21 protein-coding genes and 1 pseudogene are annotated in these 26,986 nt (G+C 71.2%); 6 read left to right on the top strand and 16 right to left on the bottom strand.

Features of this window, described 5'->3' with window-relative positions; translation table 11 throughout:
* Nucleotides 1-20: 20 nt before the first annotated feature.
* Nucleotides 21-671, top strand: coding sequence for a dihydrofolate reductase family protein (locus KIH74_RS13945; RefSeq protein ID WP_214156329.1), 651 nt, complete (start codon nucleotides 21-23; stop codon nucleotides 669-671).
* A 9-nt stretch (nucleotides 672-680) separates the two neighbouring features.
* Here the strand turns inward: KIH74_RS13945 and KIH74_RS13940 are convergent, their stop codons facing one another.
* Nucleotides 681-1,358, bottom strand: coding sequence for an NADPH-dependent F420 reductase (locus KIH74_RS13940; RefSeq protein ID WP_214156328.1), 678 nt, complete (start codon nucleotides 1,356-1,358; stop codon nucleotides 681-683).
* 119 nt (nucleotides 1,359-1,477) lie between these two features.
* Here KIH74_RS13940 and KIH74_RS13935 point away from each other — a divergent pair, with 119 nt between their 5' ends.
* Nucleotides 1,478-2,059, top strand: coding sequence for a TetR/AcrR family transcriptional regulator (locus KIH74_RS13935; protein ID WP_246572332.1), 582 nt, complete (start codon nucleotides 1,478-1,480; stop codon nucleotides 2,057-2,059).
* Here the strand turns inward: KIH74_RS13935 and KIH74_RS13930 are convergent.
* The 3 genes from KIH74_RS13930 to KIH74_RS13920 form a co-directional block, all read right to left on the bottom strand.
* Nucleotides 1,977-3,269, bottom strand: coding sequence for a substrate-binding domain-containing protein (locus tag KIH74_RS13930; RefSeq protein WP_214156327.1), 1,293 nt, complete (start codon nucleotides 3,267-3,269; stop codon nucleotides 1,977-1,979). The genes KIH74_RS13935 and KIH74_RS13930 overlap by 83 nt on opposite strands.
* A 224-nt stretch (nucleotides 3,270-3,493) precedes the next feature.
* Entirely contained in the window at nucleotides 3,494-4,507 is a 1,014-nt protein-coding gene (locus KIH74_RS13925; protein ID WP_214156326.1) for an ATP-grasp domain-containing protein, read from the bottom strand.
* Nucleotides 4,508-4,617: 110 nt separating this feature from the next.
* A complete protein-coding gene (locus KIH74_RS13920) occupies nucleotides 4,618-5,187 on the bottom strand; it encodes a CGNR zinc finger domain-containing protein (RefSeq protein WP_214156325.1) in 570 nt (189 codons plus the stop codon).
* Between the two features lie 90 nt (nucleotides 5,188-5,277).
* On the opposite strand from KIH74_RS13920, the gene KIH74_RS13915 reads away from it, so the two are divergent.
* The 3 genes from KIH74_RS13915 to KIH74_RS13905 all read left to right on the top strand — a co-directional run bounded on the left by KIH74_RS13915 (nucleotide 5,278) and on the right by KIH74_RS13905 (nucleotide 8,145).
* Nucleotides 5,278-6,282: an EamA family transporter gene (locus KIH74_RS13915; protein WP_214156324.1), complete on the top strand. Its 1,005-nt coding sequence runs from the start codon at nucleotides 5,278-5,280 to the stop codon at nucleotides 6,280-6,282.
* Between the two features lie 51 nt (nucleotides 6,283-6,333).
* Entirely contained in the window at nucleotides 6,334-6,978 is a 645-nt protein-coding gene (locus KIH74_RS13910; RefSeq protein WP_214156323.1) for an MBL fold metallo-hydrolase, read from the top strand.
* Between the two features lie 90 nt (nucleotides 6,979-7,068).
* A complete protein-coding gene (locus KIH74_RS13905) occupies nucleotides 7,069-8,145 on the top strand; it encodes an alpha/beta fold hydrolase (RefSeq protein WP_214156322.1) in 1,077 nt (358 codons plus the stop codon).
* An 85-nt stretch (nucleotides 8,146-8,230) separates the two neighbouring features.
* Here the strand turns inward: KIH74_RS13905 and KIH74_RS13900 are convergent, their stop codons facing one another.
* The gene (locus KIH74_RS13900; RefSeq protein WP_214156321.1) at nucleotides 8,231-8,380 is read right to left on the bottom strand and encodes a hypothetical protein; all 150 of its coding nucleotides are present in this window, start codon (nucleotides 8,378-8,380) and stop codon (nucleotides 8,231-8,233) included.
* 3 nt (nucleotides 8,381-8,383) lie between these two features.
* Between KIH74_RS13900 and KIH74_RS36320 the strand changes: the two genes are divergently transcribed.
* Nucleotides 8,384-8,899 (top strand): MmyB family transcriptional regulator, encoded by a 516-nt coding sequence (locus tag KIH74_RS36320; protein ID WP_214156320.1) that lies wholly within the window; start codon nucleotides 8,384-8,386, stop codon nucleotides 8,897-8,899.
* Here the strand turns inward: KIH74_RS36320 and KIH74_RS13890 are convergent, their stop codons facing one another.
* The 11 genes and pseudogenes from KIH74_RS13890 to KIH74_RS13845 form a co-directional block, all read right to left on the bottom strand.
* Nucleotides 8,900-9,946, bottom strand: coding sequence for an NAD(P)-dependent alcohol dehydrogenase (locus KIH74_RS13890; RefSeq protein ID WP_308113774.1), 1,047 nt, complete (start codon nucleotides 9,944-9,946; stop codon nucleotides 8,900-8,902).
* A 239-nt stretch (nucleotides 9,947-10,185) separates the two neighbouring features.
* The gene (locus tag KIH74_RS13885) at nucleotides 10,186-10,698 is read right to left on the bottom strand and encodes an RICIN domain-containing protein (RefSeq protein WP_214156318.1); all 513 of its coding nucleotides are present in this window, start codon (nucleotides 10,696-10,698) and stop codon (nucleotides 10,186-10,188) included.
* Nucleotides 10,699-10,929: 231 nt separating this feature from the next.
* Nucleotides 10,930-17,112, bottom strand: coding sequence for a non-ribosomal peptide synthetase (locus KIH74_RS13880; protein ID WP_372492063.1), 6,183 nt, complete (start codon nucleotides 17,110-17,112; stop codon nucleotides 10,930-10,932).
* Between the two features lie 429 nt (nucleotides 17,113-17,541).
* Nucleotides 17,542-18,444, bottom strand: a pseudogene (locus tag KIH74_RS39200) (condensation domain-containing protein); the annotation flags it as partial.
* Between the two features lie 116 nt (nucleotides 18,445-18,560).
* Nucleotides 18,561-19,382: an alpha/beta fold hydrolase gene (locus KIH74_RS13875; protein WP_214156316.1), complete on the bottom strand. Its 822-nt coding sequence runs from the start codon at nucleotides 19,380-19,382 to the stop codon at nucleotides 18,561-18,563.
* Between the two features lie 40 nt (nucleotides 19,383-19,422).
* Nucleotides 19,423-21,195 carry an ABC transporter ATP-binding protein gene (locus tag KIH74_RS38580; protein ID WP_214156315.1) on the bottom strand — a complete coding sequence of 591 codons (1,773 nt, stop codon included), beginning with the start codon at nucleotides 21,193-21,195 and terminating at the stop codon, nucleotides 19,423-19,425.
* Nucleotides 21,188-22,918 (bottom strand): ABC transporter transmembrane domain-containing protein, encoded by a 1,731-nt coding sequence (locus KIH74_RS13865; protein ID WP_214156314.1) that lies wholly within the window; start codon nucleotides 22,916-22,918, stop codon nucleotides 21,188-21,190. Before KIH74_RS13865 ends, KIH74_RS38580 begins: the two co-directional genes overlap by 8 nt.
* Nucleotides 22,915-23,790, bottom strand: a complete 876-nt coding sequence (locus tag KIH74_RS13860) for an ABC transporter ATP-binding protein (protein ID WP_214156313.1) — start codon at nucleotides 23,788-23,790, stop codon at nucleotides 22,915-22,917. The genes KIH74_RS13865 and KIH74_RS13860 overlap by 4 nt, the downstream gene beginning before the upstream one ends.
* On the bottom strand, nucleotides 23,787-24,824 hold the full coding sequence (locus KIH74_RS13855) for a FecCD family ABC transporter permease (protein WP_372492062.1): 1,038 nt from the start codon (nucleotides 24,822-24,824) through the stop codon (nucleotides 23,787-23,789). Before KIH74_RS13855 ends, KIH74_RS13860 begins: the two co-directional genes overlap by 4 nt.
* 137 nt (nucleotides 24,825-24,961) lie before the next feature.
* A complete protein-coding gene (locus KIH74_RS13850) occupies nucleotides 24,962-26,005 on the bottom strand; it encodes a FecCD family ABC transporter permease (RefSeq protein ID WP_308113771.1) in 1,044 nt (347 codons plus the stop codon).
* Entirely contained in the window at nucleotides 26,002-26,985 is a 984-nt protein-coding gene (locus KIH74_RS13845; protein WP_214156312.1) for an ABC transporter substrate-binding protein, read from the bottom strand. Before KIH74_RS13845 ends, KIH74_RS13850 begins: the two co-directional genes overlap by 4 nt.
* Nucleotide 26,986: the final 1 nt, after the last annotated feature.

Below are 26,986 nucleotides of genomic sequence, written 5' to 3'. Positions count from 1 at the left end.
ACCACCATTGAAGGAGCCGCATGTCGCGGGTCAGGGTCCACAACTTCTCGATCTCGCTCGACGGGTTCGCCACCGGCGAGGGTCAGTCCGCCGACGCGCCGTTCGGCCACGCCGGCCACCGCCTGGTCGGCTGGATGAAGGCGACCCGGTTCTGGCACGAGCTGGGCGTGGTCGAACCGGGAGAAGAGACGGGCAGCGCGGGCGTCGACAACGCCTTCGCCGAGCGGTTCGGGCCCGGCATCGGCGCGGAGATCATGGGCGCCAACAAGTTCGGCCCGCCCGGCTGGCAGGACGACCCGCAGTGGCGCGGGTGGTGGGGTGAGAACCCGCCGTTCCACACCCCCACCTACGTGCTCACCCACCGCCCGCGTCCCGCGCTGGCGATGGACGGCGGCACCACCTTCCACTTTCTCGACGCCACCCCGCAAGACGCGCTCGCCGTCGCCCGGGAGGGGGCGCGGGGGCAGGACGTGCGGATCGGGGGCGGGCCGGGCACGGTGCGGCAGTTCCTGGCCGCGGGCCTGGTCGACCACCTGCACGCCGTGCAGGTCCCGATCCTGCTCGGGCGGGGCGTGCGGCTGTGGGACGGGCTGGAGGGGCTGGAGCAGCACTACCGGGTGGAGGCGGTGTCGTCGCCCGGCGGCGTGGTGCATCTGACCTTCAGCCGCTGAGGGGTCGGATCAGGGGACGCTGCGCAGCAGTTCGGCGATCCGGGTCGCCGGGGCGGGGTGGCCGGGAACGGCGAACATCCCTTCGGGATCGAGATAGGCCTGGTTGGCCGGTGTGCCGAAGGTGGCGAAGCGGCGGCTCTCGGCCAGCGGCCCGGCGTCGAGGGTGTCGTAGCCGAGCGAGTCCAGCAGCGCGCTCACCGCGGCCTTGGCGTCCGGGTCGTCGCCGGCGATCGGCAGGGTGCTGCGGTCGGGGGCGCCGGCCGGGCGGGCCAGGTCGGGCAGGTGCCGGAAGAACATGTTGGCGAGGGCCTTCACCACGAACGATCCGGGCAGGTGGTGCTGCATCAGCTCGTGCGGTGTGGTGACGCCGCTGTCGGCGTCCGGCAGGCGTCCCGGGTGCTCGGCGGGCTTGTAGTTGGCGGTGTCGATCACCACCTTGCCGCGTAGTGGTCCGGCGGGGATCTGCCGGTAGGCCTCCAGCGGCACGGCCAGTACGACGATCTCGCCGGCCCGGGCGGCCTGCTCCGGCGTGGCCGCGACGGCCCGGGGGCCGAGGTCGCCGGCCAGCTCGTGCAGGGACTGCGGGCCGCGGCGGTTACTGAGGACGACGTCGTGCCCGGCGGTCACGGCCATCCGGGCGACGGTCGCGCCGATCTTGCCGGTGCCGATGAATCCGATGGTGGTCATGGGTGTTCCTCGTGGCTGGCTGGACGGGCTGCCCGGCGCGGAAGGGCCCCGCGCTAGGTTGAGGGGTGCCTCCGGCTAACCGAAGGCACTCCTTGACTTTAACGAAGGGGGCCCTGCGGTTGTCAACGCCGCCGATCGAGCCCGACGCCCGGCGCGCCACCGTGCGCCGGCCCCAGAGGGCCGACGCACGCCGTAACTTCGACGCCCTGCTCGACGCCGCCCGCGAGGTGTTCGCCCGGGAAGGGGCGGCGGCGTCGCTGGAGGAGATCGCCCGCCGGGCCGGCGTCAACATCGCCACCCTCTACCGCAACTTCCCCACCCGGCAGCACCTGTTCGAGGCCGTCTATCTCGACGAGGTCGAGGCACTGGCCCGGGTGGCGCGGGAACTGCGTGACGAGGACCCGTGGGACGCGCTGGACACCTGGCTGCGGCAGTTCGTGGCCTACGCGACCACGAAGAAGGCGATCTTCGACGCGCTCAACCACCAGGACCCGATGTTCGTCGCCGCCCGCGAACTGATCCACGCCGCCGGGGAGCCTCTGCTGCGGCGCGCGCAGGAAGCCGGGAAGGCCCGGTCCGACGTGGTTTTCGACGACGTGCTGTTCCTGGTGCGGGGGATCAGCGGTGCGGACCAGGTCGGGGAGGGGCAGCGGGAGCGGGTGCTGACGATGGCCCTGGACGGTGTGCGGGCGCGGGTCTGAGGCCACGCGACAGCCGGTCGGTGGACGCCCGGGTGACGGACCGCGGTCCGGTGGACAGCGTGGACGGCGGGGTGGTGGACGCCCGCACCCGCAGTGTCGGCAGCAGCCGGATGCGCTGGGCCGGGAAATCCGGTGTGGTGGGCCCGTGGTGGGCGATGGCCCGCAGGCAGGCGTCGACAGCGGCGAACCCGATCTCCTGCTTGGGCGGCGCGATCGCGGTCAGGGGATGCTCGCCCAGACCGGCGGTCTCGTCGTCGTAGGCGACGATCGACAGGTCGCCCGGCACCCGCACCCCGGCCTCCAGCGCCACCTGGCTCATCCGCAGGGCCAGCTCGTCGGGGTGCACCAGCAGGGCGGTGACGCCCGCGGCCAGCGCCTCCTGGAGGTAGCGGCGCACGTTGCGGGTCAGGTCGGTGGTGTTCCAGTCCCGGTGTCCCTCGCCGAAAACCGGCCGGTGCAGCTCGAACCCGGCCCGCCGCGCCTCCGTCTCGAACCCGGAACGGATCTCCCCGACGTGCGGGTTGCCGAACGTCCACAGCCCGGCCCGGCGGTGCCCGAGCCCGGCCAGGTGCCGCACCGCCAGCTCGGCGCCGACCCGGTGGTCCGAGCGCACCGAGTCGACCACCCGCGAGCGCGCCGGGAAGTCCCAGACCCGCTCCAGCACGGTGACCGGCACCGGCGACGACTCGACCAGGTCGCGCACCGGGGAGTGCTCCAGGCCGGAGCGGCTCGGCGTGATCAGGACGCCGTCCGTGCCCAGCCGCAGCATGCGCCGGAACAGGCGGATCTCCTCGGTCTCGTCGTAGTCCGAGACGGCCAGCACCAGGCGCACTCCGGCCAGGCGGGCCGCGGTCTGGGCGCCCTCGATGGTGCCCGCGTAGTAGTAGTGCCGGGTGGGTACGATCATGCCGATGGTCGCGACCACGGAGGGTGTGGCGCCGGCCGGCGCCAGACCGAAGGCGGCGGCCAGCTGCTGCCGGCTTCGTCGTCCATACGTGTTCTGCGGCAGGGGCTCACCGGTGGCGGGACGCCGCACCGGCACGGCACCCCCGTGCACCCGGGTGAGTTCACCGGCGTCCTGGAGGATCTGGAGGTCGCGGCGCAGCGTGATCGGTGAGACCCCGAGCCGGCCGGCGAACTCCGACACCGCCAGCGTGCCCCGCAGCCGCAGTTCACGCAGTACGGCCTCATGCCTCTCGGCGGCGATCACCGGCGCTCCCTCGCGGTCGTGTGTGCTGCCCGGGGATCGTAACCCGGCCACGGCAAAGGGCTTACCCGGCGGTTGTGCTCTACTCCCCGACCGCCCGGGGCGACCGGGCACGTCTACGGGGGACGGACGTCCATGCTTGTGCGCGTTTCACTTTCACGACTCACCCGCGTCACCGCGACGGGTGGCATGCTGGTTCGCTCCGCCCGCACCGCTCACCTACCCGCTCAGGCGAATGCCCAGGTCCTGAAGTCTGCCAGGCCCAGCTGCTCGCGCTTGGCGTCCAGCCGGTCCCAGCAGAACCGGCGCAGCCGGGCGGCCTCCTCATCGGTGAGTTCGCGTGGTGAGACCGGCTCGTCCGGGCACAGGCCGGCGCGTTGCTCGACGACGTCGGCCAGCGAGCCGACCAGGTCGATCCCGCTCACCACGGCGACGTCCAGCACGTCACCGAAGGCATTGAGCTCGATCACCACCGGTCCCCGGGAGGTCCGCATGATGTCGACCGTGCCGAAGTCCAGCCCGACCGCGCTCATCGCCCGGCGCGCCAGACGTTCCTCGGCGGGGGTTGCACGCGCGGCCACGGGCCGGGCCAGCAGGCTCAGGTTCGAGCGCCACTCGCCGGGGCGGGGCAGCCGGTCCATGGTGGCCATCACCTGCCCGCCCGCCACGAAGATCCGCCGGTCGCCGGGGACCAGCGCCTCCACAACCTCCTGGAGGACCAGTGAATTCCGGACGTCCGCGGCCAGTCCCAGCGTCGCACGGATCTCGGTCAGGGCGGGGACGACGTCGTGCTCCCCTCGCAACATCGTGACCTGCGTGCCCTCGCTGCCGTCGGCGCTCTTGAGCACGACCGGCCAGCCCAGGCGCTCGCCGTGGTGGACGACGGCCTGCGCGGTGCACACGTTCACCGTGCGGGGAACCGGCAGCCCCGCGGCGGCCAGCACCCGCGCCGTGGCGAACTTGTCCGCGGCCAGAAGCACCGCCCGGGGCGGGTTCAGCACCGGTATTCCGTCGTCCATCAGGGTTCTGACGGCCAGCGTCGCGCTGATCTGGTCGGTGGAGACCGCGAGCACCACCAGGTCGGGCCGGCCGCCCGGGAGACCGACCGCCGACTCCACCCCGTCGTCGAGCTCGGTGCCCAGCATGGCGGGATCGATCACGTCCACGTGATGCCCGCGGCCTTTCAGCTCGGCCGTGAGACGAGTGACCATCGCATGCGTGGCGTAACCGACGATCCACACGCATCCTCGGCGAACGGGGTTCTGATCAGCGGGGATCGGCTCCATGGACGAGCACCGTAGTACGGCCGTACGGATGCGCACGGTGACCGGGCAGTGTTTCTGTCCCATGATCAGGCGGTCGTTCCGCCGTCCACCGCGCCCCTGCGCTCGCGGAAGGCGATCATGTTCATCCGGTTGCCGCAGCGCACGCTGCAAAAGCGCTTGGAACCGTTGCGGGACAGGTCGAGCAGGAGCCCGGCGCAGTCGTTGGCCTCGCACATGCGCAGCCGGCCCATCGCGTCGGTGCGGATCACGTCGACGAAGGCCAGCGCGGCCTCCACCTGGAGACGCTGAGCCAGTGGGGCGTCGGGGGACGCGCCGTGCAGGTGCCAGTCGGAGGCGTCGTGCCGGACCAGCTGGGGCAGGGCCCCGGCGTCGCGCAGCATCCGGTTGACCAGGGCCACCGCGTCGTCCCGGTTCGTCGCCCACAGATCCCGCAGCCGGGAACGGGTTTCGCGCACCTGGTCGAGCTCGGCCCGGTCGTGGTCGATGCGCCCGGAGAACGCGTAGCGGGCCAGCAGCCCGGCCAGGGCCCCGACGGTGGCGAGCTCGTCCTCACCGGTGCGGGTGGCGGCCGGATCGGTGTTGCCCAGCGCGACGACGAAGTCCAGCGCCTCCTCCGTGTCAGGGGCAAAATGCAAGTTGACTCCTTACCTGGTGAGGCCTAGCGTCATGGGTGCTAGGCCTTTGAGTCCTGACGGTAGCGCGAAATGCTCCATCCGAGGAGAAGCATGAAGCTCTCAGGCACGTCCACCGGTCTGCTCGCCGCCCTGCTCGCGTCCGCCTCCTTCGGCACCTCGGGGGTGCTGGCGAAACCCCTGATGGAGTCGGGGTGGTCGCCGGTCGCCACCGTCACCCTGCGCGCCCTCGGTGGTGGTCTGCTGCTCCTGCCGGTCGCCCTGGTGTCCATGCGGGGACGCTGGTCGTCCCTCTGGCGCGCCCGGTCACGAGTGCTCGTGATGGGGGTGGTGGGGGTGGCCTTCACCCAGCTCGCCTACTTCGCGGCCATCCGCACCGTCCCGGTCTCCACGGCGCTGCTCGTCGAGTTCCTGGCGCCCCTGCTCCTGGTCGGTCTCACCTGGGCCCGTACCCGCCGCACGCCGCAGCGCACTGTGCTGGCCGGCTCGGTCCTGGCGCTCGCGGGTCTGCTGCTGGTGATCGGGCCGGGGGCGATCCGGTCCGTCGACCTGGTCGGGCTGCTCTTCGCCTTCGGTGCCGCGGCCGGCTGCGCCACCTACTTCGCCGTCGCTGCCCGAAGCGGAGACGGGCTGCCGCCGGTGGCTCTGGCCGCGTCGGGGCTGCTGGTGGGCGGTGTGCTGCTCGGTGCGGTGGGCGCCGGCGGTCTGCTGGCCTTCACCGTGCGGGGTGGTGATCTGCCGATGTTCGGCTCGCCGGTGGTCTGGTGGGTGCCGCTGCTCCTGCTCGCCCTGGTCAGCACGGCTTTCGCCTATGCGATGGGCATCACCGGGTCTGAGCTGCTCGGGTCGCGGCTGGCCTCGTTCGTCGGCCTGCTGGAGGTGGCGTTCGCCGCGCTCTTCGCCTGGCTGCTGCTGGGGGAGCGGCTCACGGTGCTCCAGCTGCTCGGTGGCGTGCTGATTCTGGCCGGCATCACGGCGGTGAGGGCCGAGCGGGTGACAGAGCCCGAGGGGCAGGTGGCGGAGCTCGCGGAGCCGGCGGCGGTGGAGCCGGTGAAGGTGCCGGTGGCGCTGGACCACTTGCACAGCAAGGCCAGGTAAATCTACAGTTTGACTGTATAAAGCAACCACGTTGTCGACAGGGGCACTGCCATGAAGCTGACCAAATACGCGCACGCCTGCGTCCTGCTGGAAGACGCCGCCGGTTCGGTCCTGATCGACCCGGGCGTCTTCACGCCGAACGCCGCCGAGCTGGTGCGGGGCAGCACGGCCGTGCTGATCACCCATGAGCACTTCGACCACGCCGACGAGGCCGTGCTGACGGCGGCGCTGGACGAGCGCGACGACCTGCACGTGTGGGGTCCGGCCTCGGTCACCGCCACCTGGCAGGAGCGGCACCCGGACCAGGTGCACACCGTGGGGCACGGGGACCGGTTCACCGCGGGCGGGCTGAGTGTCTCGGCCCACGGGCCCGACCACGCCGTCATCCACGCCGACGTGCCGAAAATCGCCAACCTCGGCTACCTGGTGCAAGACAATGTGTTTCACCCGGGCGACTCCTACAGGGTGCCCGAGGCCGAGGTGCGCACCCTGCTGCTGCCGACCAGCGGCCCGTGGACCAAGGTGGGTGAGGGCGTCGACTTCGTCCGGGCCGTGAAACCGGCGGCGCTGGTGCAGATCCATGAGGCCATGCTCAGCGAGATCGGGCAGCGGTCGATGGCGAACTTCTTCAGCCCGGCCATGCTCAGCGAGGTGCCGCTGACGGTCCTGGCGGCCGGGGAGTCCCTGGAGGTCTGAGCGGGAGGTCTGAGCGGGGGTCAGGCAACCGTCAGGCAGCCGTCAGGCGCCGGTACGCCCACGCACAGTTTGCGACGGTCGGATGTGCCGGTGAAACTTCGCCACCACTCGGCACTCCTGCGCAGAACCGGCATCGGCCTCGGGGCTCTGACGGCCCTGGCCGGCGTCGCCGGCGCGGTCTTCGTGCACCGGATGAACAGCTACGAAGACCCTTGGAAAGAAAGGGTTTCCGCAGCTGATTACGTGCTGAGGACCGCCCCGGTCAACGGCGTCGAACTCAGCTACGCCGAGGGGCCGGACAACGGGCCGCCCCTGGTGCTGCTGCACGCCCAGCACATGGACTGGTTCTCCTACAGCCGGGTGCTGCCCGCGCTGGCCCAGCGGTTCCACGTGTACGACATCGACTACCCCGGGCACGGGGCCACCGTCACGCCCACCGGCTATCCCATGACGGCCACCCGGATCGGCACCGACCTCGCCGACTTCATCGAGACCCGGATCGGCGAGCCGGCCTATGTCACCGGCAACTCCTCCGGCGGGCTGCTGGCCACCTGGCTGGCCGCGAACCGCCCCCGCACGGTGAGGGCGGTGCTGCTGGAAGACCCTCCGCTGTTCTCCTCCGAGGCCGGGCGGATCGGCGGCACGATCGCCGACCGCTCGTTCGCCACCAGCGCCGACGCCGTGCGCGACGGCACCGACGACTTCCTGTTGTACTGGATCGACCACAGCGGAAAGTTCTTCGACAACAACGTGTTCCGTGGCGCGGGCGACCTGCTCACCCAGGGCGTGCGGCTGTTCCGGTGGGGAAACCCGGGTGAGCCGGTGGAGCTGGGCTTTCTGAAGAACGACACGGTGCGCCTGCTCGTGCGGGGCCTGGATGAGTACGACCCACGCTTCGGCACCGCCTTCCACGACGGCACCTGGAACCAGGGCTTCGACCACGCCACCGCCCTGGCCGACATCGACTGCCCGGTCCTGCTGCTCCAGGCCGACTACACGGTCCTGCCCGACGGCACCCTCAACGGCGCGATGACCCGGCCAGACGCCGAACGGGCCGCGTCGCTGCTGAAACACGGCACCTACCGGCGTATCGACGCCACCCACGTCGTGCACCTGGACCGGCCGGAGCAGTTCACCCGCATCCTGGAAGATTTCTTCCTGGGCTGAGGCGCGACGGCCCAGACCCGGCAGGGTGCGGCGGGGCGAGGAATGCCCGGCTGTCTACGCTCGGGGGAATGACGGCTCAGGCTCCCTATGACCCGAAGACCGGCACGCGCCGCCGGGGCCGTCCGCCGGAGCTGGAGCGTTCGGCGATCGCGGCGGCGGCACTGGCCGAGATCGGGAACTTCTCGCTGGCCAGGGTCGCCCGCCGCTCGGGTCCACGCCCAGCGCGCTCTGCCACCACGTGTCCGGCCGGGCCAAGCTGATCACCCTGGCCGCCCAGGCCGCCCTGGAGTCTGTGCGCCTGCCCGACCCGCACAGCCTGCCCGGCCCGGTGGAGCGGTCCGGCCTTCCTGAGTCGCGCGGCAAGGGCTGGGTGACGGCCGGGGTGGGGGGAGTGGCGCGAGCCGGGGCGCGGAGGGCCCGGGCTGGCGGCCGTACCTGCACGACGTGGCACAGACGCTGCCGGCTGCTCTGCTCGCGCACCGTGGTGGCCGAGCACCGGGCCGCCACCAAGACCGTCCTGCACCCGCACGCCGGTGAGATCGCCCTGGAGATCCGCGTTCTCACCACGCAGGGCTCGGACCTGCGGATCGTCGTCTGCACCTCGCGGCCCGGCACCGACGCCCGCGGCAAGCTCGACCTGCTCGCGGCCATCGGCACCCAGACGATGACGACCCGCTGGCAACCCGCTGACGCGCCGGGACCCGGCCACGTGGGCAGACGTGGCCGGGCCGGTCGGAAGGTGATCAGCAGGTGATCAGGAGGCCAGCGTGGCCGTGTCGATGACGAACCGGTAGCGCACGTCGGACGACAGCACCCGCTCGTAGGCCTCGTTGATGTACGACGCCTCGATCAGCTCGGTCTCCGGCACGATGCCGTGCTCGGCGCAGAAGTCCAGCATCTCCTGGGTCTCGGCGATGCTGCCGATCCCCGACCCGGCGAACGAGCGCCGGTTGCCGAACAGCGTGAACACGGTCACCGGCAGCGGCTGCGCCGGGGCCCCGACGTTGACCAGGGTGCCGTCCAGGCGCAGCAGGCCCAGGTAGGCGTCCAGGTCGATGACCGCCGAGACGGTGTTGACGATCAGGTCGAAGGTGCTCGCCAGGTCCTCGAAGGTCTTCGGGTCCGCCGTGGCGTAGTAGTGGTCCGCGCCCAGCTTGAGCCCGTCGTCCTGCTTGGACAGCGTGCGCGACAGCACGGTGACCTCGGCGCCCATCGCGTGGGCGATCTTCACGGCCATGTGGCCCAGACCGCCCATGCCGACCACGGCCACCTTCTTGCCGGGGCCCGCGTTCCAGTGGTTCAGCGGCGAGTAGGTGGTGATGCCCGCACACAGCAGCGGTGCCACCTTGGAGAAGTCCAGGTTCTCCGGCACCCGCAGCACGAAGTCCTCGTCCACCACCACGTGGGTGGAGTACCCGCCCTGGGTGATGGTGCCGTCGCGGTCGGTGCTGGCGTAGGTGCCGGTGTTGCCCTTCAGGCAGTACTGCTCCATGCCGGCCCGGCAGTTCTCGCACTCGCGGCAGGAGTTGACCATGCAGCCGACCCCGACCCGGTCGCCCACGGCGTGTTTCGTCACCTCGGGGCCGATTTCTGCCACGACACCGACGATCTCGTGACCGACGACCTGCGGGTAGGTGATCGGGCCCCAGTCACCGCGCACGGTGTGGATGTCGGAGTGGCAGATGCCGGCGTAACGGATCTCGATCAGGACGTCCCGGGCGCCCACGTCACGACGCTCGATCGTGGTCGGAACCAGCGGCTCGGTCGCGGACGGGGCGGCGTAGGCGTTGACAGTGCGCACAGGTGAACGACTTTCCATGAGGGGGAGGAGGATGTTCCGGAAGGGTCCAACGGCGGATCCTCCCGGGCGCATCCCTGGCAGGGAGGCCCTGCCAGAACCTCCCACCGGCCCGCCGGAACGTGATTGGCTGGGGTGCCCCTCGCGGCCACCTGCCACGCACCGCAAACCGCCGGAGCGAGGGACGACGGGCGTCCCTCGCTCCGGTTCTGCTCCTGCCCGAGGTCTTTCGGGTCAGAGGATCAGACCTTGCTCCACTGCTGAAGGGCCGAGTTGCGGTTGCACGTCTTCAGCAGCGGCGCGTAGATCGTGCTCTTCGGGTTGTCGCTCAGGCACAGGTGCAGGCCCTGCTTCGTCCAGGCGCCCCAGCTCTTGAAGGTGCGGGTGCCGTTGCTGTTGTAGAAGACCTCCCACAGCTGGTAGTCACCCGTGTTGCAGCTGACGTTGTAGAAGACGCTGTCGTCCTTGCCCGCCTTGCTGTCCATGCAGCGGTTGTACTTGACGTTGCGCAGCTTCACCACGTCGTTCTTGGTGCCCTTCTGCGGCCGGCTCTCGACCTCCCAGTCCTGGGCCGAGTTGCCGTCGCACGTGTAGGCGGACACCGACCAGGTGTCGCGTGCCTGTCCCTCCAGGCACTGCCCGGTCTTCTTGTTCTTGTAGCTCGGGTACGAGGCGGCCTGCGCCGGGGCGCTGACCGCCAGCAGCATCAGCGCGATGAAACCCGTCACCACGGTGGACCGCAGAAAAGTACGCACGTCATTCCCTCCCAGATGAACGCGGATCCCGGGGTCCGTTCATCGGCCGCTCCCGGGACCGGACATCCTTCGGAAGAGCGCACCGCCACGTCAATTTCCGCCCCGGGACGGGTGGCGATCTTCGCCCGGTCGGCGTAGCCCGGTCGGCCGGGAGTGATCGAGGATCACGGCGAGCGCCGCGGGGTGCGGGGGTGGACCTCGCGCAAGGCAATCATGGCCGTCGGTGGGCGGTCAATGGCCGCTCACCGGGAGGCCGGCCTGGCCGGTGTCCGCGTGGCCGTCCGCCTGGTGGATAGGCCGTGAACGGTTCTGCGGGAGTGTGTCTGCGAGAGCCTGGTGCAGGGCGCTGGTGACGTGGTCTGCCAGACCGAGGAACGTGACGGTCACGGCGTCCGGGTCGATGCGGTAGCGAATGACCCCCTGGTACAGCAGTTCGGTACCTTCAGGCGCCGGTGTCCCCATGGCCGGTCCGTAGGCGCGGGTCACCACGACGGCGCAGGAGGGTGCCCGCCGCAGCGCCCGGCGCGCGACCTTGTTGTGGTAGCGCAGGAGCGCGAACTCCGGTGTTGCGCCGCCCTCGTCGTCATCGACGCTCACCGGGGCCGTCGCGGTGAAGGCCCCGACCCGCACGGACTCGTTCTCCGGGGACAGCAGGACCTCCTCGTCGACGACATCGCCGAGCAGCGGCGTCATCCCGGACGAACGCCAGCCGGCGCGTATCGAGCTGCGGACGGCATCGTCGGTCAGCGCTCGATCGCACCGCAGGACCGAGACGGCGCCCCGCTCAAAGGCCGACGCGTCGTTCGTCCGGGAACGGTCACACAGCTGCTTCCAGTGGCTGAGGCGGGCGGTGGTGACGTTCTCGCCCGCACGGTCGATCGCTTCCAGCGCCGGTCCGAGCGGGAGCAGCGGTGGGACGGCGTCGCGGCCGGAGAGGAAGACCGCGAGGCGCTCGGCCAGCCGGTGCACGGACGCGCGGTCGGCGACCGCCGCATGGACGGCGAGGAAGGTGACCGTTCGCTCGGGAGTGCGGGTGAATGCCAGGCCGGCCGGTCGCCCCGCCGAGACGTCGACCAGATCGACAGCGGCCGAACGGATTGCGTCGGCGTTGATTTCACCGGCGGCGGGAAGCTCGTGCGTTCGGGGCCGCACCGCTTCGGGAGGCAGGAGGCGGGTCAGCCAGAGCCGTCGACTCGATGTGTCGACGGACAGGCGAAGCGCTTCGGTGCCGGCGACGAGCGATGCGAAGGCCGATGCGATGGATGCACTCGTCACGTGCGGGGGGAGGACAAATCCTTCCGTGAAGACCGGCGCGGGGATGTCACCGCCCGCGTCGCGCAACCGTTCGATCACCGTGGAATTCGGAAGGAGCAGCCCTTCGGCGGGAGGGGCGGGTGACGTCGGCGTGAGGGTCGCGGCCAGGGCGTCGATGGTCCTGCGCTCGAACACGTCCCGCATGGTGAAGTGAAGATTCTCCTGACGTGTCAGGGTGACGAACTCGGCCGCGGAGATGCTGTCTCCGCCGAGGCGGAAGAAGTCGTCATCGACGCTGAGCCGGGTGCCGGCGTCCAGATGCAGGACGGTGCGGAAGACAGCGGCGAGGGCGGCCTCGGTGGATGTCTCGGGGGTGCGGCCGGATGTGGTTCCCGACGTGAGGTCTGGTTCGGGTAGTGCGCCCTGGTCGAGTTTTCCGTTCGGCGTCAGGGGGAAGGCGTCGAGGCGGATGATCGCGGTGGGCAGCATGTATCCGGGCAGGTGCTGGGCGAGGTGCGCGCGGAGGGTGTCGTCGATGACGGGTGTGCCGGCGGGTGTGCCGGTGGTGGTGACGTAGGCGACGAGGTACTGACCGCCGGTGGGATGCTCGCGTGCGGTGACGGTCGCGCCGGAGACGCCAGGGTGACGCTCGAGGGCAGCGCGGATCTCGCTGAGCTCGATCCGGAATCCGCGGATCTGCACCTGGTCGTCGGTGCGGCCGAGATATTCGAGATGTCCCTGGGCGTTCCATCGGGCCAGATCGCCGGTGCGGTACAGCCGTTCCCCCTCGGCGTGGAACGGATTCGCGACGAACCGGTCCGCGGTGAGACCGGCGCGAGCGATGTACCCGTCGGCCAGTTGCGTTCCGCCGACGTAGATCTCGCCGGCGACGCCGACCGGTGCCCGGCGCAGCCAGGCGTCCAGCACGTGCACCGAGGTGTTGGCCACGGGGCCGCCCAGATGAGGATGCCCGGTGACGGCGAGCGCGGTGGTGTCGCCGGTGACCTCGGAGGAACCGTAGAAGTTGAGCAGCACCGCCTGCGGTGCCGCTGCGCGCGCCGCCTGTGCGGTTCCGGCGTCGAGCACCTCGCCCGAGGAGAGCCAGTACCGCAGCGTGTTCAGCGACCGGGGTGCATCGTCGTGGCGGACGAGCACGTCGGTGAAACTGGGCACGGTCAGCAGATGCGTGACCCGGTGACGCCGGACCAGGCCGAGCAGGGCGGTGGGGTCGCGGGCGTCGTCGTCGCGAGCCAGCACGACGGTGGCTCCCGCGGTCAGGGGCCCGAACAGTTCGGTGACGGCGTCCACGAAGCCGACGCCGCTCTTGGAGACAGCCACACTGTCCGGGCTGTACTCCAGTGTGCGGGTGCCCCAGGCGAGGCGGTTGGCCAGGGCGCGGTGCGACAGCACGACGCCCTTGGGAACGCCCGTCGTGCCGGAGGTGAAGATCACCACCGCCGGGTCCGCCCCGGTCAGCGGCCGCACCCGTTCAGGTGCCGTCGCGCCGACGGTGAGGCGCTGCTGTAGGTCGGGGTGATCGATGAGGAGCACCCGCCGCGCGGATTGGCCCAGGACCTGATCCAGCACGTCTGCGGTGGGCCGGTCGGTGATCACCTCACGCGGCCCGGCGTCCCGCAGCATGTGCTGGAGACGTTCGGCGGGATAGCCCGGATCGACCGGCACGTAGGCCGCGCCGGCGCGGATCACCCCGGTGAGCGCGACCACGAGATCCATCGACCGGGGTAGCACCACCGCGACCCGGTCACCGACGCTGACACCCCGGTCGGCCAGGAGCCGCGCCAGCGCGTTCGCCCGCGAATCCAGCTCCCCGTAGGACATCTCGACGTCGCCGGTGATCACCGCGATCTGGTCCGGGCGGGTTTCTGCTCGCGCACGAAGCATCGCGTCCAGCGTGGTGGGTGCGACGTCGACGGTTTCGCCCCGCGAGCGCGTGCCTGTCCGCCGGTGCTCGGCGGCAGTGCGCAGATCCAGGTCACCGAGCCGTTGTCCGGTGCTGTCGGTGAGGGCCGCCAGTGCCCTCTGCCAGGTGTGCGAGAACTGTTCGGCGGTAGCGCGATCCAGGATCTCCGTGGCGTAGACCAGGTGCCCGCTGATCTGGTCCGGGGTGTCCGTGACGTACAGGTCGATGTCGGTCTTCACCGACGTGGTGGGGGGAGGGACGAAGTCGGCTTCCAGGCCGTCGAACGTTACTGACAGCCGGTTCTCGGAGCGGTGACGATGGACGAGCATGATCTGGAAGAGCGGGTTGCGGTCGGCGGAGCGCTCGGTCCCCAGCGCGCGGGTGACCTCCTCGAAGGGCGCGGCCTGGTGCTCGAACGCCTCGAGCACCGTTTGTTTCGTCCGGTTCAGCATCTGGCTGACGGAGTCGGCGGCGTGGAACCGGTGGCGGATCGCCAGCGTGTTCACGAAGTAGCCGACGAGGTTCTCCAGCCCGGCTTCGGTGCGCCCGCCGACCGGTGAGCCGATCACCACGTCCGGGCCCGCGCCCAGAGCCGAGACCGTCAGCGCCGTGGCCGCCTGGACGATCATGAACATGCTCACGCCGTGCTGCTCGGCGATCTGCCGCAGCTTCGCCGTCACCGGTGGATCGACGGTGAAACGCAGTTCCTCGCCCCGAAAGGTCGGTGCCGCCGGGCGGACCCGGTCCGGGGTGATAGTGGACTCCTCGGGTGCGTGCGCCAGATGCGCGCGCCAGTAGGCCAGATGACGCGACATCAGGGAATCCGGGTCGTCCGCCTCACCCAGGACATCACGTTGCCAGAGCGCGTAGTCCGCGTACTGGACGGGCAGGGGAGGCCACGCCGGTTGCCCGCCGGCGACCCTGGCCCGGTAGGCGGTGGACAGGTCACCGAGCAACGAAGGCAGCGACCACTCGTCCACCGCGTGGTGATGCACCGCGATCACGAGGACCCACCCGTCGCCGCCGGTCTTCAGCAGCGCTACGCGGATCGGGAGGTCGGAGGCGAGATCGAAGTCGGAGTGCGCCATCTCGGTGATGCGTGCCTCCACACCGGCCGAGTTCCCGTCGCCGGGCTGCGCGGTCGTGAAGTCCTCGCCGGACAGGATGATCCGGTCGGCTGCCTCGTCCGCCGGGACGACCACCTGGGCGAGCCGTCCTGCTGTCTGGACCAGCAGCGTGCGCAGCGCCTCGTGACGGACGACCACATCACGCACCGCCGAGCCCAGGGCCTGGACGTTCAGTTCTCCGCGCAGGCGCAGCACCACCGGCACCACGTACCGGCCGCTCGGGCCGCCCATCTGGTCGATCAGCCACAGCGCCTGCTGCCCGAAGGAGACAGGCAGTTCGTCGGGGCGCGGCCGGTGACCGATCCGGACGGCCGGACCCCGTGGGGGAGAGACGCTCTGGTCGATGATCCGGGCGAGGGACTCGATGGTGGGATGGTCGAAGATCTGCCGCAGCGTCAGGTCTGATCCCAGGTGCGAGTTCGCCTGCGCCACGGCCCTGGTCGCCAGCAGCGAGTGCCCGCCGAGGTGGAAGAAGTCGTCGCTGACGGTGAGCTGGGCGTGCTCGTCCAGCTGGAGGACGGCGTGGAAGATCTCGGCGAGGGCGGTCTCGGTGGGGGTGCGCGGTGGGCGTCCGCCGGTGCCGGAGGTGAGATCCGTTGCGGGGAGCGCGCGGTGGTCGAGTTTTCCGTTGGGGGTGAGGGGGAACGCCTCCAGGCGGGTGAAGGTGGTGGGGACCATGTAGTCGGGGACGCGGTCGGCGAGGTGCCGCCGCAGAGCCTCGGACAGGGTGCTGTCATCGGCGAAAGTCGTGGAGGGGTCGACGGTGACATAGGCGGCGAGGTAGTGGCCGCCGGCGGGGTGCTCGGGGGCGGTGACGGCGGCGCCGGTGACCGCGGGGTGGTCTTCGAGCACGGCGCGGATCTCGTGGGGTTCGATGCGGAAGCCGCGGATCTTGACCTGGTTGTCGCCGCGGCCGAGGTATTCGAGGTGCCCGGAGGTGGTCCACCGCGCCAGGTCACCGGTGCGGTAGAGCCGCCGGCCCTCCGAGCTGGAGGGGTCGGCGACGAACCGGCCGGCGGTCAGGGCGGCGCCGGCGATGTATCCGTCGGCCAGCTGGCTTCCCCCGATGTAGATTTCACCGGCCACGCCGACAGGTACGGGACACAGCCAGGGGTCCAGCACGTGCACCGACGTGTTGGCCACCGGGCCGGCGATATGGGGATGGTCCGTGACGACGGCCGCGGTGGCGTCGCCGGTGACCTCGGAGGAGCCGTAGAAGTTGAGCAGCACGGCCTGCGCAGCGGCACTGCGGGCCGCTTGCGCCGTCCCCGGGCCGAGCCTCTCACCGGATGACACCCAGGACCGCACCGACCCCAGCGAACCGGGCGCATCAGCGTGACGAGCCAGCACGTCGGCGAAGCTCGGCACCGTCAGCAGATGCGTCACACCCCGCCGGGCGACCACCTCGAGCAGGCCACCCGGATCCCGGGCCACCTCCTCCCCGACGAGCACCACCGCGGCCCCCGCCGTCAACGGCCCGAACAGCTCCGTCACCGCGTCGACGAAACCCACGCCACTCTTTGACAACGCCACGCTGCCCGCGCCCAGCCCCAGGACCCGCGCACCCCACATCAGACGGCCCGCCAGCGCACCGTGCGAGATCAGCACACCCTTCGGGCGTCCCGTCGTCCCTGACGTGAAAACCACCACCGCGCCGTCGGCCGGCAGCAACGGGCGGGCCGGCACCGGCGCCTCGGCGCCGGCATCCAGCCGCCGGCGGATCGCGGGATCGTCGATCCGCAGCACCCGGGCCGGATCGCCGTCCAGCACGGTGCCGTGCGCCTGCGCCGTCCGCTGATCCACCACGACCGCCACGGGAGCCGCATCCTCGAGCAGGTGCCGGACCCGCTCACCCGGATACCGTGGATCGATCGGCACATACGCCGCTCCGGCCCGGATCGCTCCGGCGACCGCGACCACGAGATCCGGCGACCGGGGCAGCACGACCGCGACCCGGTCCCCGACCCGGACCCCCTGCTCCACCAGCAAGGTCGCGAACGCGTTCACCTGGGAGCCCAGGTCCCTGAAGGTCCACTCGCCACCGGCGTCCTCAGGAATCACCGCGACCGCATCCGGGCAGGCGATCTCACGTTCACGCAGGAGCGAATCCACGGTCGCCGAGCCGATGTCCGCGCTGCGCCCTCGCGTCCATCGCGGGTCCGGCCGGCCCGCCTCGGGCGTGAGCCCCTCGCGCAGGTCGTACAGGCGCCGGGCGGAAGACCCGCTGAGGAGATCCTCCAGGAAGCGACCGAACCGCCGGGCGTGGGAGAGCTCGTCGACCGAGGCGGTGCCCGCGGAGATCTCCAGGCGGATCCCCGCCGCCGGGTCGCGGTGCACCGCGAGGTCCAGAGACCCGATCGGGCCCGGGCTGATCGCCTCCACCGTCGCGTCCGTCCCGCCGAACCGCCCCGGCGATTCGAACAGGCGGATGTTGATCGTCGGAAGCCTCAGGTAGGAGGCCTGGCCACCAGGCCAGAGCCGGGAGAGCTGGTTGTCCTCCACCGCGGCATGACGCCGGGCGGCCCTGACCTGATGTGAGACACCCGCCAGCACGTCCGCGAACGTGTCGTACGGCGCGACGGCGGCCACTACCGGAGTCGCCCGCGAGACCGCCCCCGGCGTCCTCAGGGCCACCCCGCCCTCCCGCAGCATCATCGGGGCACGGACGGCCAGATGGTCGCGACCGTCCACGAAAGCCGTGTACACGCCCCAGGCCGCGATCAGCACGTCGGTCCACGAGACCCGCGCCTGCCGCGCCCATTGCTGCACCTGTGCGTACAGCCCGTCGCCCCCCGGAACGGCACCGGGCCGGTACCAGAACTCGAAGACCTCAGAAACGCTCCCCGCAGAGCTTTCCGGCTCGGCGGACCCGACGCTCAGCACCTCACCCCAGTACGCCGAGCCGGCCGCGACCGCAGGCTGCGCGGACGCGGTGCCCACGACATCCTCCAGGGCCCCGAACCAGCGCGCCGGCACCGGCTCGCCCACGCGCGCGGCGGAGTAGACCTCGGCGACACGACCGATGAAGAGCGAGACGCTGTAGCCGTCGACCAGGAGCACATTCGTCGTGAACAACCAGGCCCAGGCCCCACCCGGACGACGGACCAGTGTCGAGACGGACGACGGCTCAGGGGAATCGAGGGGCATCTCGACGAGCTGACGCCGGGCCCTCGCCCGCAACTGATCATCGTCGTGGATCGAGTCCACGACCTCGGTCCGCAGGGTCTTCGACGGATCGACGTACTGAAAGGGGACGCCTTCCTCGGCCCCGAAACGGACACGCAATGCGTCCGTTTCGGCAAAAACCGTGCCCACTGCGGAGATGAACGCCGGCACGTCGACCGAACCGTCGAGCCAGATCACCTGCCCGGCACCGAAAGCCGCTGATGTCGGGGCCAGACCGCGCGCCACCCACAGGCCGCGCTGGCTGGTGGTCAGCCCCATCCGATCGACACCCGTCACGCAGACTCAACTCCAGACATTCGTGAAAAGCTTCAGACCGTGACCGGCTGACCGGCTGATCGGGACATGCGACGCGTGCGCTCCGGCCCGCCGGCGGGTCAGGGCCGCCCGGCCAGGAAGTCGAGCATCAGCCGGTTGACCGTCTCCGGCTGCTCGAGATAGCCGAAGTGCCCGGCGTCCGGCACCTCGACGTACCGCGCACCCGGCACGGCATCGGCGACCTCCCGGCACAACCAGGCCGGGATCATCCGGTCGTCGGCGAAACCGACGACCAGCAGCGGCTTCCTGATCGCACGGTAGGCAGCCAGGCGGTTCCCGAGCTGGGCGGAGACCTCGAGCTGAGCCCGCTCGCCGGCATCCATCGGCCCGGCCGACAGCGACAGGATGTCGAGCCAGTCACCGGCCTTGGCGGCGTCGCGCAACGTCGCGGGGGAGAGGTTCAGGATCGCGTCGACGGCAGCCTGGTACTGAGCCGGCAACGTCACGGACGTGTCGAACAGCTGCCGCTCCCCGGCCACCAGCACCTGGTTCGTCTCGTCCAGACGCCCGTGCGCGGCCATCGCCACGGCCCGCCGCACCAGCTCCGGCCGGCCGAGGGCGAGTTCCTGCACGACGCGTGCCCCCAGAGACGTCCCGACCACGTGCGCGGGCCCACCGAGGTGCTCGATCAGTCTGGCGACGTCGTCCACCAGGTCGTCGATGGTCATCCGCGCGAAAGCGGCGCCCGCAGGCCGTCGGGTCGGGCTGATCCCGCGGGCATCGAAAGTCGCCACCCGGTAACCGGCCTCTAGCAGCGCCGGCACCTGGTGCACACTCCACACCTCCCCGCCGGCGCCGGTACCCATCACGAGCACGACGAGGTCTCCCTCGCCCAGCACCGAATAGGCCAGATCCACGCCGTTCCCGGCCAGCACGGGCATCAGACAGCACTCCCCACTCGAATCACGCGACTGACTCGAATCACTCGACAGCAACTCCACCCGGCCGGGCACCTCGGCCGGACTCCCAGGCCGCCCACAGCGACGAGTAGGTGCTCCGCGCCGCCAGAAGCTCGTCGTGCGTGCCCTCCTCGATGATCCGGCCCTGCTCCATCACCACGATCCGGTCGCAGACGGCGGCCTGGGACAGCCGGTGGGCGATCACCAGCCCGGTGCGACCGGCCAGGACGGCATCGGCGGCGCGGTCGAGCTGCCCGGCGTGGCTGGAACCGGCTTCAGCGGTCGCCTCGTCGAGAATCGCCAGCTCCGGAGCGGCCAGCAGCAGGCGGGCGAGAGCGAGCTGCTGGGCCTGGGCGTCGGTGAGCAGATGCCCGCCGGCACCCACGAGCGTGTCCAGCCCGTCCGGGACCAGACCCAGCAGCGCCGAGGCACCCGTGGCCTCCAGAGCCGTGCGAAGGTCGTGATCGGTGGCGTCAGGGGCGGTGAGGGTGAGATTGTCACGCAGCGTCCCGGCGAACACATGAACTTCCTGGGTGATCACCACCGTGCGGCCCGGGCGGGTCACACGTCCCGCCGAGGGCGGATGGATACCGGCGATCACCGCGGCCAGCGTGCTCTTGCCGGCCCCGGAGGCGCCGACCACGGCGACGTGCTGACCGGCGGCGATGCCGAGCGTGACGGTGTCGAGCACGAGAGGGCCCGTGCCGTAACGGAACCCGACGTCGCTGACCTGAACGGCGGCCGGCGCCGGGACAACCTCGCCCACCCCGTCGGCCGGGACAGGCCCGGGCGTGCGGCCCGGCATGAGCGTGACACCGACCATGCGGTTCAGCGAGGCCAGGACGGACTGGAGGTCGTCGATCACGAACATCAGCTGATTGACCGGCTCCAGCAGACGCAGGACCAGCAGCATGGCGGTGGTGGCGGCGCCGACGGTGGAGTCCCCACGGTCGATCAGGAAGAAGCCGACCACCAGAACACAGGCCAGGGTCAGGCATTCGCCGAGGTTCAGGCGGGCGTTGAACATGCTCTGCACGGTGCGGGTGCGCAGCGTCTGCACCGCGACCCGCCACGAGGCCCTCATCACGGCCTGATGCCGCTGCTGCGCGAGCCCGAACCCCAGCACGGTGGCGTAACCGCGCTGGGACTCGACGATCTGCTGCGCACGCTCACTCATGGCCATGCGCTCGGCCCGGTACACCACCGGCCCGGTCCGCAGGTACCAGCGCATCGTCAGGCCGTAGACGGGCAGCACGACCGCGAACGCGGCGGCGTAAGGCCATTCCAGGGCCGCCAGCCCGCCCAGCGACACGACCACCGTGAGCACGGCGACCGTCAGAGCCGGGATCACCGTCGGCGCGGCATCCGCCACCGCGGTCACGTCGTCACTGGTCCGGGAGATCAGGTCCCCGGTTCCGGCCCGTTCGACCACGTGCTGCGGCAGCAGCAGACCGCGCTCCACCAGCCGCTCCCGCAACGCGGCCAGGACCTGGTGAAAGACGCGCGTGGCCAGAACGATCGCCACGGCGGCCGCCGCGGCCCCGACGACCGCCGAGACCAGCATGACCGCGCTCAGCGTCAGCACGGTGCCCAGATCGGCGGTCCCGGCCCGCACCCGGTCGACGAGGTGACCGATCGCCACGGGGACGATCAGGTTGACGAGAGTGCCGGTGACCCCCACCACCACGACCGCCGCGAGTGCTGACCGGTGCCCGCGGGTGAGCCGCCACACCTCCCGGGCGGTCTGCGAGCCGGAGGCCACGAAAAGGGCTTCACCGGAATCTGTCTCAGTCACCTGGTCTCCGTCCGTCCACGGGCAGGTCGACCACCCGGTCGCAACAGCTCAGCAGGGCGGGCGAGGAGGCGATCAGCAACGTCGAGCGACGCCCCCGGAAAGCGCGTAACCGCTGCGCGATCGTCTGCTCGGTCACCGAGTCGACCGCGGTGGTCGGCTCGTGCAGCACCAGCACCGGAGCATCGGTGGCCAGCGCCCGCGCCAGGGCGATGCGCTGCCGCTGGCCGCCGGAGAGCCGGTTGCCGTTCTCACCGACCGGGCTGTCGAGATCGGCGACGAAGTCCTCACAGGCCGCGGCGCGCAGCGCGGCACGCAGCCGTTCGGGGGTGTTCGTGGTGCTCGCCGGCCCGGTCAGGTTGTCGTGGACCGTCCCGGTGAACAGGGTCACCCGGTGCGGCGCGACGGTGACCTGCGAGCGGTACCCGCCCGCGCTCACCGCTGCGGCCGGCCGGCCGCCGAGCCGCACCTCGACGCCGGCCGGCTGAGCCGGGCTCAGCAGGGCCCCGGTGATGCGAGCGGCGGTCGGGTCGTCGGCACGCACCCCGACGAGCTCGCCGGGCTCGACCCGGACCTGGACGCCCGCACCGGTCACCTCCAGAACGCCCGCCGGCCAGGCGGATTCCGGTGACGGTTCCCCCGGCACGGCCACGCCGGGGCGCACCTCCGACAGCACGTCGAGGATGCGTGCGCAGGCCGCGCGGGCATTGACCAGGTTGGGGACGGAGGCGCTCGCGATCCACTGCATCTGCGGCAGCAGGGCCTGGGCGAGGCCGACCGCGGCGATCAGCTCACCCACGCTGAGCCGGCCCTGCACGGCGAACCAGCCCGCCGACCCGGCCACGGCCACGGCGAACACACCGTTGACGACGCCCGAGCCCACCAGGAAACGCCCGAGCAGACCCGCGTTGCGCTGCGCGCCGTCCAGGGCCTGCCGGCTGGCCCGCCGGTACCGTCGGGTGGCCTCGGCCTCGGCACCCACACCCTTGAGCACCCGGTAACCGGCCACCAGATCAGTCGCCTGCCCGACCGTGGAGGCCAGCAGGGCCTGGTACTCACCGGTGTCCCGGGAGAGCCGCTCGCTGAGCACACCCATCGACCACACCGCGAGCGGTGCACCCAGCAGCACCAGGAGCCCGAGCAGCCAGTGCGTCGCCAGTAACGACGCCGCGATGAATCCGATGGCCGCGACCCGGGAGACCGGGATGATGACCAGGATGACCGCGTTGGCCAGGCGGGTGACGTCGTTCGTCATCACCGAGACGAGGCGGCCGTCCGGCGCGGCGGCGGTGCCGCCGGCGACCGGATGCAGAACGCCGGCCGAGAGGGTGCCGCGCAGCCGGTGCTGGAGCAGTTGCACCGCACGGGCGGTCAGCCGCAGCGAGACCCCGGCCGCCGCCGTCAGGGCGAGGTACACGGCGACCAGCACCCCGAGCCACAGCCCCAGTTGCCCGGCGTCCCCGGTGGCCAGGGCCCGGTCGATCGCCAGGCCCATCACCACCGGGACAGCCGACTCGCCGACCTGCCACACGACCGCCAGCAGCATGGCGGGGACGGTGATCCGGGGGAGCGAGAGGACGACGCGGGCCAGGAACCGGCCCGGCCGCTCACCGGCCCGGACCGGGAACGGCCGCAGATCGGGAGGTTCGGGGTGGGCCTGCCCCAGCACCGGCAGCCACCGGGTCAGGGGCCCGCGGCCCAGCCCTTGCGGGTCGGCGCGGTTCACCGGATCTCCTGGGCGGGTGCGCCACCGCGGTTGCGGCCCAACGGCACCACGTGCGGGGTGCCGGTCACCGGATCGGCGACGACCAGGCAGGGCAGCCCGAAGACCTCCTCGACCAGCTCGGCCGTGACGATCTGGCCGGGGGGTCCCTCGGCGACCACCCGGCCGTCCTTCATGGCGATCAGGTGGGTGGCGAAGCGCGCGGCGTGGTTGAGGTCGTGCAGGACCGAGACCAGCGTGTGGCCGGCCTGATTCAGGTCGGTGAACAGCTCCAGCAGCTCGATCTGGTGGGTGATGTCGAGGAAGGTCGTGGGCTCGTCCAGCAGCAGGATGTCGGTCTCCTGCGCGAGCGCCATCGCCACCCACACCCGCTGCCGTTGCCCGCCGGAGAGCTCGTCGACGAGCCGGCCCGAGAGCGGGGTGACGCTGGCGGCATCCATCGCCCGCAGCACGGCCCGCTCGTCGTTCTCGGTCCACTGCCGCATGAACCCCTGGTGCGGGAACCGGCCCCGGGCCACCAGGTCGGCCACGGTGATGCCGTCGGGGGCGATCGAGGCCTGCGGCAGCAGCCCGACCCGCCGCGCCACCTCCTTGGTCTTGAAGGAGCTGATGTCGGCACCGTCCAGGATCACCTGCCCGGCCGAGGGTTTCAGCAGGCGTGCCATGCCGCGCAGCAGCGTGGACTTACCGCACGCGTTCGGCCCGACGACGACGGTGAACGACTGGTCGGGGATCGCCACGGACAGGTCGCGGGAGATGGTGCGCTGGTCGTAGCCGAGCGTTGCCGATTCCACGTGCAGCCGCGGGCTGCCGGAGGGCGCAGCCGGTGCGGCAGTGGTTTCTTCCGCCGGGCCGGTGCTGGTACGAGTGTTCACAGGCGTCTCCTGGCCTCGGTGAACAGCAGCCAGCCGAGATAGCCGCCGCCGAGCATGACAGTGATGACCCCCACCGGCAGCGGGGCCGGGGCAACGTGCTGGGCGACGTAGTCCGCGGCCAGGCACAGGAGCGCACCGACCCAGGCCGCTGGTGCGAGGGTGATTCCGGCGGTCCGGGTGAGCCGGCGGGCGATCTGCGGCGCGACCAGGGAGACGAACAGGATCGGCCCCGAGGCCGCGGTGACCGTCGCCGTCAGGGCCACACCCACCACCACCAGGCCCAGGCGGGTGGCCGGTACCCGCACGCCCTGGGCGGCGGCCGTGTCGTCACCCAGCTCCAGGTGCCGCATGGGACGGCTCAGCGTTGCGGCCAGCAGCAGAAGCACGAGAACGCCGGCTCCGCCGAGGATCACCTGATCCCAGGACACGCCGTTGAGCGACCCCGCCCCCCACGTCGCCGCGGACATCGCCTCCTCGAGCTGGGCCCTGAGGATCAGCCACGCGTTCAGCGAACCCAGCATGGCCGAGACGCCGATGCCGACGACGATCAGGCGAAACCCCTGGACGCCGCGCCGGTAGGCCAGCGCGTACACCACGACGGCGGTGGCCGTCCCGCCCAGCAGCGCCCCGAGACCCAGTTCCAGATAGGTGCCGTTGACGAGGAGGATCACGATCAGCGCGCCGGTGTAGGAGCCCTGGGAGAACCCGATGATGCCGGGGTCCGCGAGCGGATTGCGCAGCAGCGACTGGAAAATCGCCCCGCTGCCGCCGAGCGCGGCACCGAACACCAGCGCCGCGCACACCCGGGGCAGGCGCCACTGGACCACGATGGTGTGCACCAGCCCGGTCTCCCCGCCGGCGAGCGCGGAGATCACCTTCCCGGCCCCGAGCCGGTAGGAGCCGGTCATCAGCGCGAGCAGGGCCAGGCCGGCGACGGCGACGGCGAGCACCGCGCAGACGACGATCGAGCGCCACTCGAGCCGCACGGCAACCCTCCGGCGTCGCAGGATCAGGACCTGCCGCCCGAAGTCCACCCGCCCGGCGTCCACCCGCCCGGCGTCCACCCGCCCGGCGTCCGCCGGGCCGCGGTCCGGTTCCTGGCGGGGACGTCCGCCGACCCCACTGGCCCGGCCCCGCCACGACCGGGACGACCGGGACGACACGCCTGCGCTCACAGTTCGCTCGCCCTTCCGCGCCGCACCAGCGCGATGAGAACGGGTGCGCCGACGAAGGCCGTGACGATGCCCACGGGAATCTCACCGGGTCGCATCGTGACCCGCCCGAGAATGTCGGAGGCCAGCAGCAGGACCGGGGCGAGAACGATGCTGTAGGCGAAGATCCATCGCTGGTGCGGGCCGACGATCCAGCGGGCCACGTGCGGAACCATGAGGCCGACCAGCACGATCGGCCCGGCGATGGCGGTGGAACCCCCGCCCAGGAGGGTGAGCGCGATGATCGCCAGGACGCGGGTGCGCGCCAGCCGGACGCCCTGGGCGACCGCCAGGTCGTCCCCCAGGGCCATCGCGTTGAGCGGGCCGGCCACCACGAAGGCCAGGACGACGGCCACCGCGAAGAACGGCAGGATCGGCCACACCACCTCCAGCGGGCGTCCCGCGATCGAGCCGGCGCTCCAGGAGCGCATCGCGTCGAAGGCATCGGGGTTGGTCAGCTGGAGCGCCTCCCGGGCTCCCCCGAGCACCGAGCTGACGCAGACTCCGGCGAGCACCATGACCACCGGCGAGGAGCCCTGCCGTGTCGACCCGAGAGCCAGCACCAGGACGGTGACGCCCAGCGCCCCGGCGAACGCGAACCACATGTAGCCCTGGATGTCACGGACGCCCAGCAGTCCCACCGCCACCGTCACGGCGAAGGACGCACCGGCATGGACACCGAGAATGCCCGGATCGGCCAGGGGGTTTCGGGTGAGCGCCTGGATCAGGGCACCCGACAGGCCCAGAGCGACGCCGACGGCCAGTCCGGTGATCGTGCGCGGCAGCCGGTAGTCACGGACGGCGAACCGGTCCATGTCGGCCGTGGAGTGAAACAGCGCGTCCCATACCGCCGAAGGCCGGATGGCCGTTGCCCCGACCATCAGGCTCAGCACCAGCAGAGCCATCAGGACGACGAGGGCGACGACCAGACCGAGGAGACGGCGGCGCGGTCCGGGCACCGTCACGGTGCCCGGACCGTCGTGCCGGAGGGCGAGAGCTGTCACTGCTGGGGGAGCGTGGCCAGCGCCTGGTCGAGCGAGTCCAGGTACCGGTTGACCTGCTTGTAGGAGTTGTTACCGGGGCACAGGAGGCCGAGCGCCCGGCCGGACTTCACCGCGGGCAGGGCTTTCCAGGTGTTGGTCTCGGTCACCGGCTGGAACGCCTCCAGCGGCTTGCCCTCGACGTCCACGGGATAGGTGATCACGTCGTACTCGGACAGCTCACTGATCTTCTCGAACGGCAGGGAGGTGTAGGCCAGGGGATCGGCTCCGTCGGCGGCCTGAGGGAGCTTCAGGTGGACGTCGTCGCGGCCGACCTCGGAGCAGCCGATGTCCGCGATGTAGAACGTTCCGGGATCGTTCCACTGCCCGCGGGAGACGTCGACGAACGAGGTGTCGGCGAGGATCGTGCTGTAGTTCTCCTGGATCTTCTTGACCTTGTCCTCGAACTCGGTCTTCTGCTGGGTGAGCGTGGCCGTGGTGTTGCCGGCCTCGGCGATCGCGTCGGCGAAGCCCTTCCACTCGGTGTCCAGCCCCCAGAAGACCGTCGGGGCGATCTCCTGGAGCTCCTTCTCGATCTTCTTGAAGCCGGCGTCGTCGATCTGGACCAGGATGAGGTCCGGTGTCAGGGCGGCGAGCTTCTCCAGATCGACGTCACCGTCACCGAGGTTCGTGGCTGCCCCGTAGGTCGCCTGCTCGTCGTCCGGCAGTAGCTCGAGCGTCGAGTCCGACACGGCCGTGACGGAGATCGGCTTACCGCCGAGGTCGATGAACGGCAGGGTCGTGTTGCCGATCGTGACCACACGCTGGGGGTTGCTGGGGACCTGAACACTGCCGTTGTCGGCCGTGACCGTGCGGGTCGTCGGGGCCGCCGGGGTTGTTGAGGCGGTGCTGTCGTCGTCTCCGCAGGCGGTGAGCAGAAGTGCCGCGCTCAGGAAGGCAGCGGCCACGGCGCCTGCGCGCCGTCCCGGGTGTGTCATGGACATG

The organism is Kineosporia corallincola, assembly GCF_018499875.1.
Lineage (GTDB): Bacteria > Actinomycetota > Actinomycetes > Actinomycetales > Kineosporiaceae > Kineosporia > Kineosporia corallincola.
Note: the sequence above shows the minus strand (reverse complement) of the source record. Positions and strands in the feature narration are given on the sequence as shown.